This window comes from Streptomyces resistomycificus (assembly GCF_001514265.1).
Lineage (GTDB): Bacteria > Actinomycetota > Actinomycetes > Streptomycetales > Streptomycetaceae > Streptomyces > Streptomyces resistomycificus.
Genome location: NZ_KQ949001.1, coordinates 1 through 12045, shown reverse-complemented (window position 1 = coordinate 12045; position 12045 = coordinate 1). Strand labels below are relative to the sequence as shown.

The 12045-nt window shown below is 71.8% G+C and carries 10 protein-coding genes; 3 read left to right on the top strand and 7 right to left on the bottom strand.

The genetic code is table 11. The features are described from left to right. Positions 1-22: 22 nt before the first annotated feature. Both AQJ84_RS32930 and AQJ84_RS32925 read right to left on the bottom strand, forming a co-directional pair. Positions 23-619, bottom strand: a complete 597-nt coding sequence (locus tag AQJ84_RS32930; protein ID WP_030044032.1) for a dihydrofolate reductase family protein — start codon at positions 617-619, stop codon at positions 23-25. Between the two features lie 563 nt (positions 620-1182). Further along, positions 1183-2229, bottom strand: a complete 1047-nt coding sequence (locus AQJ84_RS32925; RefSeq protein ID WP_030044031.1) for a LacI family DNA-binding transcriptional regulator — start codon at positions 2227-2229, stop codon at positions 1183-1185. Between the two features lie 254 nt (positions 2230-2483). On the opposite strand from AQJ84_RS32925, the gene AQJ84_RS32920 reads away from it, so the two are divergent. From AQJ84_RS32920 to AQJ84_RS32910, 3 genes are read left to right on the top strand one after another with little or no spacing between them, the layout of a single operon-like run. Further along, positions 2484-3635, top strand: a complete 1152-nt coding sequence (locus tag AQJ84_RS32920; RefSeq protein WP_030044030.1) for a Gfo/Idh/MocA family protein — start codon at positions 2484-2486, stop codon at positions 3633-3635. Beyond that, entirely contained in the window at positions 3632-4783 is a 1152-nt protein-coding gene (locus tag AQJ84_RS32915) for a dihydrodipicolinate synthase family protein (protein WP_030044029.1), read from the top strand. The genes AQJ84_RS32920 and AQJ84_RS32915 overlap by 4 nt, the downstream gene beginning before the upstream one ends. Positions 4784-4815: 32 nt before the next feature. After that, complete coding sequence (locus AQJ84_RS32910; protein ID WP_051870198.1) at positions 4816-5613, top strand: sugar phosphate isomerase/epimerase family protein; 798 nt, start codon at positions 4816-4818, stop codon at positions 5611-5613. A 262-nt stretch (positions 5614-5875) separates the two neighbouring features. On the opposite strand, the gene rbsD is transcribed toward AQJ84_RS32910, so the two are convergent. The 5 genes from rbsD to AQJ84_RS32885 form a co-directional block, all read right to left on the bottom strand. Next, a complete protein-coding gene (gene rbsD / locus AQJ84_RS32905; RefSeq protein ID WP_030044027.1) occupies positions 5876-6265 on the bottom strand; it encodes a D-ribose pyranase in 390 nt (129 codons plus the stop codon). Then, on the bottom strand, positions 6262-7164 hold the full coding sequence (locus AQJ84_RS32900) for a ribokinase (RefSeq protein ID WP_030044026.1): 903 nt from the start codon (positions 7162-7164) through the stop codon (positions 6262-6264). Before AQJ84_RS32900 ends, rbsD begins: the two co-directional genes overlap by 4 nt. Positions 7165-7245: 81 nt before the next feature. Beyond that, a complete protein-coding gene (locus AQJ84_RS32895; RefSeq protein ID WP_053190418.1) occupies positions 7246-9198 on the bottom strand; it encodes an ABC transporter permease/substrate-binding protein in 1953 nt (650 codons plus the stop codon). Beyond that, positions 9188-10708 carry a sugar ABC transporter ATP-binding protein gene (locus tag AQJ84_RS32890; protein WP_030044023.1) on the bottom strand — a complete coding sequence of 507 codons (1521 nt, stop codon included), beginning with the start codon at positions 10706-10708 and terminating at the stop codon, positions 9188-9190. The genes AQJ84_RS32895 and AQJ84_RS32890 overlap by 11 nt, the downstream gene beginning before the upstream one ends. After that, a complete protein-coding gene (locus AQJ84_RS32885; protein ID WP_030044022.1) occupies positions 10705-11763 on the bottom strand; it encodes a LacI family DNA-binding transcriptional regulator in 1059 nt (352 codons plus the stop codon). The genes AQJ84_RS32890 and AQJ84_RS32885 overlap by 4 nt, the downstream gene beginning before the upstream one ends. Positions 11764-12045: the final 282 nt, after the last annotated feature.

Sequence of the window (12045 nt, the reverse complement as noted above, 5' to 3'; positions counted from 1 at the left end):
GAGTCGCCCACCTCGCTACGCGTCACGCCTCGGCCGCCGCCCGGTACACGCACACCAGCGCCCCCGTCGGCGCGGTCGTCGTGGAGACCAGCTCGAAGGCGGCCTTGGTCCCGTCGTCCGGGAAGATCGACTTGCCGCCGCCGAGCATCACCGGCATCACGATGAGCCGCAGCTCGTCGACCAGGCCCTCGCTCAGCAGCGTGCGGGCGAGCGAGGGGCTGCCCATGACCACCAGGTTGCCGCCGTCGCTCTCCCGTAGCTTGCGGAGGTGGGCGACGGCCTCGTCACCCGCGATACGGGTGGTGTTGTCCCAGGTCAGCTGGTCGTCGGTGAGCGTCCGGGACACGACGTACTTGGGCAGGGAGTTCATCCGGTCGGCGAACGGGTCACCCGCCCGCTCCGGCCACGCCCCCGCCATCGCCTGCCAGGTACGCCGGCCGAACAGCAGCGCGTTTGCCTCCCGCAGCGCCCCGTCGAAGGCCCCGCCGACGACCTCCGGGTCGAAGAAGGCGTGCGTCCAGCCACCGTGCGCGAACCCGCCCTCGGTGTCCTCCTCCGGTCCGCCGGGCGCCTGCACGACGCCGTCCAGGCTGATGAACGAGGTGATGACGATACGCATGGGACTCACTCCAGTTCCTCACGGGTGCCCTGCTCGGGCGGTTACGGCTTTACAGACCGGCGCCCGCCGCGAAACTCATCGGTGGGGCCGAGACTACGACTCGGACGTCGTCCCCACGACCGGCTCGGCGATCAACGCCCCCTCCACGCCACCGGCCCGCACGGCCGCCCCGTGCGCGCATCGCCTCGTCACGGCCGCCCGTCGGCACCCCGGGCCCTGTGCACCCTCCCGTTCATACCCGGGCCTGTGCGCCCTCCCGTTGGTACCCCGGGCCCTGTGCGCCCTCAAGTGCGCACCCAGTGCCCTGTGCGCCCTCCCGTTCATACCCGGGCCTTGCGCAGCCGGTGTCCTCGCCCGGGTCTCGCGCACCTCGCCCTCGCCTCACGCAGCCGGGGCCCTCGCACCGGGGCCGGAGACCTCACCCGCCCAGGGTTGCGTCGGGAGGGGGCACTTGCGCGCCCGGGCCCCGTGCACGCGAGTCCTCGCCCGGGCCCCGCGCACCCGAGCCCTCGCCCGGGCCTCGCCCACCCCGGCCCCGCGCACCCGGGCCCCCGCCCGCCCGCTCAGCCCCGCGGCCCCCCGGAGGACCCCCGCACCATCAACTCCCCCCGGACCGTGGCGATACCCCCCGGCGGCGGCTCCTCACGTCCCATCGCGATCCGTCCGGCGCGGGCCCCCGCCTCGGCCAGCGGCAGGCGCACGGTCGTCAGGGCCGGCACCGCGTCGATGCTGAAGGGGAGATCGTCGAAGCCGGCCACCGACACGTCGTCCGGGATCCGCAGCCCGGAGTCCCGCAGCGCGGCGCACGCGCCGAGTGCGACGGAGTCGTTCGCCGCCACCACCGCCGTCAACGACGGGTCCCGGCGCAGCAGTTCCAGCGTCGCCTCGTAGCCCGAGCGCCGGTCGTAGCGCCCGTGGACGGTCCAGCGCGGGTCCTCCTCGATACCGTGGGCCGCGAGCGCGTCCCGGTGCCCCTCCAGCCGGTGACGGGTCGTCGTACGCTCCTCGGGACCCGCGATGTAGCCGAGCCGCCGGTGACCCAGGCCGATCAGGTGCTCGGTCAGTTCCCGTCCGCCCCCGCGGTTGTCGAAGGTCAGCGCGATCGCCGTGGTCTCCGGCTCCGGCGGCCGCCCGCACAGCACCACCCGCGTCCCGGCGTCCGTCAGCTTCCGCAGCTTCGCGGTCATGGCCGCCGCGTGCGGCACGTTCTCCACGGCACCGCCGGTCAGCACGACGGCCGCCGCCCGCTGCCGCTGGAGCAGCGTGAGGTAGGTCAGTTCGCGCTCCGGGGAGCCCCCGGTGTTGCACACGACCGCCAGCCGCTCGCCGCCGGCGCGTCCGCCCGGCCCGCCGATCTCGGACTGGATGGCGCCGGCCATGACCCCGAAGAACGGGTCGGCGATGTCGTTCACCAGGATCCCGACCAGGTCGGACGTCGCCGCGGCCAGCGAACTCGCCGGGCCGTTCAGCACGTAGTCCAGCTCGTCCACAGCCCGCAGCACCCGTTCCCGGGTGGAGGCGGCGACGGGGTAGTTCCCGTTGAGCACGCGCGACACCGTCGCGGGGGAGACCTGGGCGCGGGCCGCCACGTCCGCCAGGGTCACCGTCATCTCGTCGTCCTCCGGTAGCGCATCTCGTAGTACCTCGTTGTACACGCGGGCGCCCACGGCCCGGTTCCGAGCCGACCTTAAGCCCCCCACCCCGGGTTGTTCGCCCCCTCGAACAACTCAACCCCGTCACGGTCTTGTCTGGACCGCTGGTCAGAGGCTAGCTTCTTCGTAGATAGAAAGCGCTTGCTGTAACGCTCATCAGTAGGGCGTGCGCGGCGCGCACAACCGCGTACCACACCTACGAAGGGACCGACGTGACACGCAAGACGGTGCGTATCGCCATGAACGGCGTGACCGGACGCATGGGCTACCGCCAGCACCTGGTGCGCTCCATCCTGGCTCTGCGTGAGCAGGGCGGCCTCGACCTCGGCGACGGCACGGTGCTGTGGCCGGAGCCGATCCTGGTCGGCCGCCGCGAGGACGCCCTGCGCGCGCTCGCCGAGCAGCACGGCCTGGAGCACATCTCCACCGACGTCGACGCGGTCCTCGCCGACCCGAGCGTCGACATCTACTTCGACGCCCAGGTCACCTCGGCCCGCGAGGAGGCGATCAAGAAGGCGATCGCCGCGGGCAAGCACATCTACACCGAGAAGCCGACGGCCACCGGCCTGGAGGGCGCACTGGAGCTCGCGCGGCTCGCGAACGCCGCCGGCATCAAGCACGGCGTGGTCCAGGACAAGCTCTTCCTGCCGGGCCTGCTCAAGCTCAAGCGCCTCATCGACGGCGGCTTCTTCGGCCGGATCCTGTCCGTCCGCGGCGAGTTCGGCTACTGGGTCTTCGAGGGCGACTGGCAGTCCGCGCAGCGCCCCTCCTGGAACTACCGTTCCGAGGACGGCGGCGGCATCGTCGTCGACATGTTCCCGCACTGGGAGTACGTCATGCACGAGCTGTTCGGCCGGGTGAAGTCCGTCCAGGCCCTCTCCGCCACCCACATCCCGCAGCGCTGGGACGAGAACGACAAGCCCTACGACGCCACCGCCGACGACGCGGCCTACGGCGTCTTCGAGCTCGAGGGCGGCGCCATCGCCCAGATCAACTCCTCCTGGGCCGTACGCGTCAACCGCGACGAGCTCGTCGAGTTCCAGGTCGACGGCACCGAGGGCTCCGCCGTCGCGGGCCTGCGCAACTGCCGCGTCCAGCACCGCAGCGCCACCCCCAAGCCGGTCTGGAACCCGGACATCCCCGCCACCGAGGTCTTCCGCGACCAGTGGCAGGAGGTGCCCGACAACGCCGAGTTCGACAACGGCTTCAAGGCCCAGTGGGAGCTCTTCCTCAAGCACGTCTACGCCGACGCGCCCTACCAGTGGGACCTCCTGGCCGGCGCCCGCGGCGTCCAGCTCGCCGAGCTGGGCATGAAGTCGTCGGCCGAGGGCCGCCGTCTCGACGTACCGGAGATCGCGCTGTGACCATCCACCTCCCCGACTTCGAGGGCGGGGTGCGGATCTACGAGCCCCGCCCCGAACCCCTCGCCGTCACCTCCGGTGCCGCCTTCACCTCGCGTACGGTCTTCTCGGCGGCCCACGTCGTCGCCGACCCGTACGCCGACGTCAGCCCCGACTCGCCGGCCGCCGTCGACTGGGAGTCCACCCTCGCCTTCCGCCGCCACCTGTGGTCCCACGGGCTCGGCGTCGCCGAGGCCATGGACACCGCGCAGCGCGGCATGGGCCTGGAGTGGGCGGGCGCCGCCGAGCTGATCCGCCGCAGTGCCGCCGAGGCCAGGTCGGTCGGCGGCCTCATCGCGTGCGGCGTCGGCACCGACCAGATCGCGGCCGGCTCCCTGGCCGAGGTCCGGGCGGCCTACGAGGAGCAGCTCGCGCTCGTCGAGGAGAGCGGCGCGCAGGCGATCCTCATGGCCTCCCGCGCGCTCGCCGCGGCGGCCTCCGGCCCCGAGGACTACCTGGAGGTCTACGGCCACCTGCTCCGCCAGGCCTCCGAGCCCGTGATCCTGCACTGGCTCGGCCCGATGTTCGACCCCGCGCTGGAGGGCTACTGGGGCTCGTCCGACCTGGACGCGGCCACCGACACCTTCCTGGAGGTCATCGCCGCCCACCCGGACAAGGTCGACGGCATCAAGGTCTCCCTCCTGGACGCCCAGCGGGAGATCGACATCCGCCGCCGGCTGCCCGGCGGGGTCCGCTGCTACACGGGCGACGACTTCAACTACCCCGAGCTGATCGCGGGTGACGAGAAGGGCTTCAGCCACGCGCTGCTCGGCATCTTCGACCCGCTGGGCCCGCTGGCGGCGGAGGCGGTCCGCGTCCTGGACACCGGGAACGTGGCCGGCTTCCGTGAACTCCTCGACCCCACGGTGGAGCTGTCCCGCCACCTCTTCCAGACGCCGACCCGCTTCTACAAGACGGGCGTGGTGTTCCTGGCGTGGCTCGCGGGCCACCAGAGCCACTTCACCATGGTCGGCGGTCTCCAGTCGGCCCGCTCCCTCCCGCACTTCGCCCGCGCCTACGAACTCGCCGACGGCCTGGGCCTGTTCCCGGACCCGAAGCTCGCCGAGGAGCGGATGAGGAACCTGCTGTCCCTGTACGGAGTGGCCCAGTGAGTACCGGACTTGACCGCTTCTCCATCAACCAGATGACGGTGAAGCAGCTGTCGATGCCCGAACTGGTGGACACCTGCGTCGAGTTGGGTGTGCCGGGCGTCGGCCTGTGGCGGGAGCCCGTCCAGTCGTACGGGGTGGAGGCGACGGCGAAGCTGGTCCGCGACGCGGGTCTGAGCGTCACCACCCTGTGCCGCGGCGGCTTCTTCACGGCCATCGACCCGGACGAGCGCGCCAAGGCGCTCGACGACAACCGCCGGGCCGTCGACGAGGCCGCCACCCTCGGCACCGACGTACTGGTCCTGGTCTCCGGCGGCCTGCCGGCCGGCTCCAAGGACCTGCACGGAGCCCGGGAGCGGATCGCCGACGCGCTGGCCGTCCTCGGCCCCTACGCGCAGGAGCACGGTGTGAAGCTGGCCATCGAGCCGCTGCACCCCATGTACGCCTCCGACCGCTGCGTGGTCTCCACCCTCGCCCAGGCACTCGACCTCGCCGAACGCTTCCCCGCGCACCAGGTCGGCGTCACGGTGGACACGTACCACATCTGGTGGGACGACGCCGCCCCCGCGCAGATCGCCCGCGCGGGCGCCGGTGGCCGCATCCACACCTTCCAGCTCGCCGACTGGACCACCCCGTTGCCGGAGGGGGTCCTCACCGGCCGCGGCCAGATCGGGGACGGGGCGATCGACATGCGGGAGTGGAAGGGCTACGTGGAGGCGGCCGGTTACGACGGCCCCATCGAGGTCGAGCTCTTCAACGACGGGCTGTGGGCACGCGACGGCCGCGAGGTGCTCGCGGAGACCGCGTCACGGTTCGTGGAGCACACGGGCTGAGCCGCCACGGCGGCCCGCCCGACCTCCTGGACCACGGCCTGGGCCGGACGTCCTGAAAAGAAATCCCGACCTCCGTACAACCCTTCCCCCACCTGCCGTGTCGTACTTGGCATCAGGACATCCCGGAGGGGGATCTGGGGGGATCACAGGGGTTCTGATGTGGAGGGGAAAACCCGAGGGGGCCCGGTCGACGGACCGGGCCCCCTCGAAGTTTCCGGGTCGCCGGAAGCCGGGCCTCCGCGGCCCTCGCCGACGCGGGCGCCTAGAAGAAGACCCCGCAGCGCAGCAGCACGTTCGCGTACGGCCGGGCCTCCCCGGTCCGCACGACCAGACGCGCGCCCGCCGACAGATCCTTGAGCCGCTCGTGCGGGACCAGGGTCAGCTCCGGGAAGCGGCCCTCCAGCAGCGCCGACACCGCCGGGTTCGCCTCCCGTGCCTCCGCCGCAGCCGTCGCGCCCTCCACCACCAGCTCGGCCAGCAGACCGTCCAGCACCTCGGCGAAGGACGGCACCCCGGCCCGGAACGCGAGGTCGACGAGGCGCGGGCCGTCGGGTATCGGCATGCCGGCGTCACACACCAGCACCCCGTCGCCATGGCCCAGCTCGGCCAGCGCGCCGGAGAGCTGACGGTTCAGGATTCCGGCCTTCTTCACAGGGACTCGACCTCTTCGGCCGTGGGGAAGGAGTCCTGCGCGCCCTGCCGGGTCACCGCGGCCGCTCCCACCCGGGAGGCGTATGCGGCGGCCTCGGCCAGAGAGGAGCCCGCCCCCAGCCGCCACGCCAGCGCCGCGGTGAACGCGTCGCCCGCACCCGTCGTGTCCACCGCGGACACCCGCACCGACGGAACCCGGGTCATGCCCTCCGAGGACGCCACCAGGGAGCCCTCCGCGCCCAGCGTCACCACCACCGACCGGGGGCCCTTCGCGAGCAGGATCCGCGCCCAGTCCTCGGGCCGGTCGCTGACACACGCGTCGCCGAGGATCACCTTCGCCTCGTGCTCGTTGACGATCAGCGGGTCGCAGGCCGCCAGGATCTCCTGGGGGAGGGGACGCGGCGGCGAGGGGTTCAGTACGAAGCGGCTGTCCGGCGCCAGAGCGCGTACGACCTCCACGACCGTCTCCAGCGGGATCTCCAGCTGCGCCGACACCACCCGGGAGGCGTGGAAGAGGCTCGCGGCCGCCCGGACGTCCGCCGGTGTCAGTCGGCCGTTCGCGCCCGGCGAGACCACGATGCTGTTGTCCCCCGACGGGTCCACGGTGATCAGCGCGACCCCGGTCGGGGCGCCGCCCACCAGGACGCCCACCGTGTCGACACCGGCCGTCCGCTGCGAGTCGAGCAGCAGCCGGCCGTGCGCGTCGTCGCCGACCCGGGCCAGCAGCGCCGTACGGGCGCCCAGGCGGGCGGCGGCGACCGCCTGGTTGGCACCCTTGCCGCCCGGGTGGACGGCCAGGTCGGAGCCGAGGACCGTCTCGCCGGCCGCCGGCCGGCGTTCGACGCCGATCACCAGGTCGGCGTTGGCCGACCCCACGACCAGGAGGTCGTAGTCGTACATGGAATTGCTCCCCTAGTAGGTGAGGTGGGGCGGGCGGCCACGTTCCGGGACCGCCCGCCCCCTCGGTCCCGGCCCGTGGGTTCAGCCCGTGAAGCCGGCCACGTTCTCCTTGGTGACCACCTTCACCGGCACCATCACCGACTTCGCGACCTTGCCGCCCTCGGCGACCTTGACCGCGTTGCGCACCGCGATCTTCCCGAGCTCGGTCGGCTGCTGCGCCACCGACGCGTACAGCGTGCCCGCCTTCACGGCGGTCAGGCCGTCCGCGGTGCCGTCGAAGCCGACGACCTGGACGGACTTGCCGGCCTTGGAGCCCAGCGCCTTGATCGCGCCGAGCGCCATCTCGTCGTTCTCCGCGAAGACACCGTCGATGTCGGGGTTGGCCTGGAGCAGGTTGGTCATGACGTCCAGGCCCTTGGTGCGGTCCCAGTCGGCGGGCTGCTTGGCGACCACCTTGATGCCCGGGTAGGCCTTCAGGCCCTCGGTGAAGCCCGAGCCGCGCTCGCGGCTGGCGGAGGTGCCCGCCTGGCCCTGCAGGACCACGATCGTGCCCTTGCCACCGAGCTTCTCGGCGAGCGACCTGGCGGCGAGCTTGCCGCCGGTGACGTTGTCGGAGGCGACGAGCGCGGCCGTGTCGGCGTTGTTGACCGAGCGGTCGACGGCCACCAGGGGGATGTCCGACTTGTTCACGGCCTTCGCCGCCGGGGTCACCGCGTCGGAGTCCACCGGGTTGACGATGATCGTGCCGAGGCCCTCGCTGGTGAAGTTCTGCAGCTGGTTGGCCTGCTGCGAGGCGTCGTTCTGCGCGTCGGTGACCGTCAGGTCCACGCCCAGCCTCTTCGCCTCCGCCTGCGCACCGGCCCGGATCTGCACGAAGAAGGGGTTGTTGAGGGTCGACAGGGACAGCCCGATCTTCTGGCTCTTCGCCTCCGAGGAACCGCTGTGCAGGAACGACATGGCCCCGACGACCGCCGCCGCGACCACGGCCGCGAGTACGTACGTCGCCGCCTGCCTGCCCTTGCCACCACTGGACGTGCCGGCCGCCACCGGGGTCGCCCCGGCCTTGCGCCGCAGGGTGTCCAGCAGGACCGCGAGCGCGATCACGACGCCGATGACGACCTGCTGCCAGAAGGCCGACACGCTCAGCAGGTTCAGTCCGTTGCGCAGCACCGCCAGGATCAGCGCGCCGATCAGCGTGCCGGACGCCTTGCCGGTGCCGCCGGCGAGCGAGGCGCCGCCGATGACGACCGCGGCGATCGCGTCGAGCTCGTACCCCTGCGCGGCCTGCGGCTGCGCGGAGGACAGCCGGGCGGCGAGCACGATGCCCGCGGCGGCCGCGAACAGGCCGGAGAACGCGTAGATGGCGAGCTTCTGCCTCTTCACCCGCAGACCGGAGAGGCGGGCCGCCTCCTCGTTGCCGCCGATCGCGTACATGGAGCGGCCGATGTACGTCCGTCCCAGCACGAACGCCGTGATGAGCCCCATCACGACCATCACGAGCACCGGCACCGGCAGCCAGCCGCCGAGGGTGTCACCGAGGTGCGAGACCGACTCGGGGAGGGCGATGGGCGAGCCCTGGGAGACGACGAGGGACAGGCCGCGGGCCACCGACAGCATGGCCAGCGTCGCGATGAACGGCGGCAGTTTGCCGTAGGAGATCAGGAAGCCGTTGACCAGGCCGCACGCTATGCCGGTCGCGATCGCGAGGACGACCGCCAACGCGACCGGCATGCCCTCGGAGGTCGCGCTCCAGGCGAGCACGGTGGCCGACAGGGCCGCAACCGAGCCGACCGACAGGTCGATGCCCGCCGAGACGATCACGAAGGTGACACCGAAGGCGAGGATGGCGGTCACGGCCGCCTGGACGCCCACGTTCAGCAGGTTGTCGGTGGTCATGAAGTCGCCGGACAGCGCCGACATCGCGACGACCAGGACGATCAGCGCGGTCAGCGCGCCGTTGTCGAGCAGGAGACGGCGCAGGCCGCCCGAGGCGCCACTCGCGCCCGTCGTGCTCTTGAGCGTGTCAGTGGCCACGGGAGGCCTCCTTGTCTGTGGTGGGGTTGCTGACGGCGAGCGCCATCACTGCGTCCTGGGTGGCCTCAGCCGCGGGGAGTTCACCCGCGATCCGGCCCTGGGCCATCACCAGCACCCGGTCGCTCATGCCGAGCACCTCGGGCAGGTCGCTGGAGATCATCAGGACGGCGGCACCGGCCGCCGTCAGCTCGTTGACCAGCTGGTAGATCTCCACCTTGGCGCCGACGTCGATGCCGCGCGTCGGCTCGTCGAGGATCAGCACCCTGGTGTCGGCCAGCAGCCACTTGCCGATGACTACCTTCTGCTGGTTGCCGCCGGACAGCGTCCTGACATGCTGGCCGAGCCCGGCCATCCGCACGCCGAGCTGCTCGGCGATCCGCGCGGCCGACGCGCGCTGCGCCCTGAGGTCGACGAGTCCGGCGCGGGTGGCGGACCGCATGGTCACCAGGCCGAGGTTCTCCTCGACAGAGGCGTCGAGTACCAGGCCCTGGCCCTTGCGGTCCTCGGGGATCAGCCCGATCCCGGCCGCCATGGCGGCGTTGACGTCATGCCGCCGCAGGACCGCGCCGGCGACCTTCACGGCCCCCTTGTCGTACGGGTCCGCCCCGAACACGGCCCGTACGACCTCCGTACGGCCGGCTCCGACGAGGCCCGCGATGCCGACGACCTCACCGGCGTGCACCTCGAAGGTGACGTCGTGGAAGACACCGTCGCGGGTGAGCCCCTCGACGGTGAGCAACGCGGCGCCCGTGTCCGGGCGTTCACGCGGGTACTGCTGCTCGATCGACCGCCCCACCATGAGGCGTACGAGTTCGTCCTCGGGGGTGTCGGCGGGGACCTGCCCGACGCTCCTGCCGTCCCGGATGACCGTCACCCGGTCGCCCAGGGCGGCGATTTCGTCCAGGTGGTGCGTGATGAAGACGATGCCGACCCCGTCCTCGCGCAGCCTGCGCACGATCGCGAAGAGCTTGTCCACCTCCTCGGAGGTGAGTACGGCGGTCGGCTCGTCCATGATCAGCACGCGTGCGTCCAGGCTGAGGGCCTTCGCGATCTCGACCATCTGCAGGCGCGCGATGCCGAGTTCGCGGACACGCGCGCGGGGGGACACCCGCACACCGACCCGCTCCAGGAGGACGGCGGCGTCGGCCTCCATCTTCTTCCGGTCGATCATCCCCAGGCGGCGCGGCTGCCGCCCCAGGAAGATGTTCTCGGCGACCGTCAGGTCGGGAACGAGGTTGAACTCCTGGTAGATGGTGGCGATCCCGAGACGCTCGGAGTCCTGCGCACCATGGATGCGCACCTCCTCGCCGCCGGCCAGGATCCGCCCGCCATCGGGCGTGTAGGCGCCGGAGAGCATCTTGATGAGGGTGCTCTTGCCCGCGCCGTTCTCACCGAGGAGCACGTGCACCTCGCCCCGGCGCAGGTCGAAGTCGACGCCGTCGAGCGCGACGACGCCGGGGAAGGTCTTCCGTATGCCCTCGATGCGCAGCAACTCGTCCTGGTTGCTCACGTCTGGCTCCTTCTTACGGGGGACCGCACAGCGGGGGACTGCGCGGGGGGTGGCTCGGGGGGAGCCGGCTCGCCGCACGAGCGGCGTACGACGAGACGGGCGGGGAGGGTGACCGACTCGGGGGGCCGGCCCTCGATACGGTCCACGAGGGCGCGCACGGCGGCCCGGCCCAGCTCGCCCGTGGGCTGGGCGATCGCGGTGATCGGCGGATCGGTGTGCACGAACCAGCGGATGTCGTCGAACGCGGCCAGCGCGATGTCGTCGGGAACCCGCAGTCCGCGCGCGCGGATCGCGTCCAGGGCGCCCAGGGCCATCAGGTTGTCCGCGGCGAAGACCACCTCGGGCGGCTCGGGCAGCGCGAGGAAGCCCTCGGTGACCCGCCGCCCGCTGTCCGCCTGGAAGTCGCCCTGACCTATGTAGACGTCGGGGAGGTCGAGACCGTACGCGCCCAGCGCCTCCCTGAAGGCCGCCACCCGCTCCTGCCCGGTCGTGGTCGCCGCCGGACCCGCGATGATCGCGAGCCGCCGGTGACCGAGACCGTGCAGATGGGCCACGAGGTCGCGTACGGCCTCCAGCCCGTCCGCCCGCACCACCGGTACGTCGACCCCCGGGATCCACCGGTCCACGAAGACCATCGGCGTCCCCCCGCGCGCGGCGTCCAGCATCAGCGGCGAGCCGCCGTCGGTGGGGGAGACGAGGAGGCCGTCGATGCGGCGGTCCAGCAGGTTGCGTACGTGGTGGTCCTGGAGGTCCGGCCGCTCGTCGGCGTTGCCGATGATCACGCTGTAGCCGAGTGCGCGGGCCGCCTCCTCCACGGAGCGGGCCAGCTCGGTGAAGTAGGGGTTCATCACGTCGCTGATGACCAGGCCGAGGGTGTGGGTCTGGTCGGTGCGCAGCGAACGGGCGACGGCGTTCGGGCGGTAACCCAGTGTCTCGACAGCGGACAGCACGCGCGTGCGTGCGTCGGCGCTGACCGACGGATGGTCGTTCAGGACGCGCGAGACCGTGGCGACGGACACGCCCGCCTCGGCAGCGACATCCTTGATGCTCGCCATCGCCGCTCCACCTCCTTGTGGAACTCATGGAACTCATCGAACCCGGGGACCTGCGTGACGCGTGGAATCGATTACATCGGACGCGTCCCGAGGATTGGAATCGATTACACGAGGGTTAATCAAGAGCCCGGTGAGGCCGAGACTGAATCGTTACCTTTGGAGGTGGGTGCCCGATTTCTGCGGGGTCCTGTGGCAGGGCTGTGACGCAAGACGGTTGCAGGTGTGATCGCGAATGGCGAACATAGTGAGTGAGGAAACGTTCCGGGCAGGCAACGTCCGTAT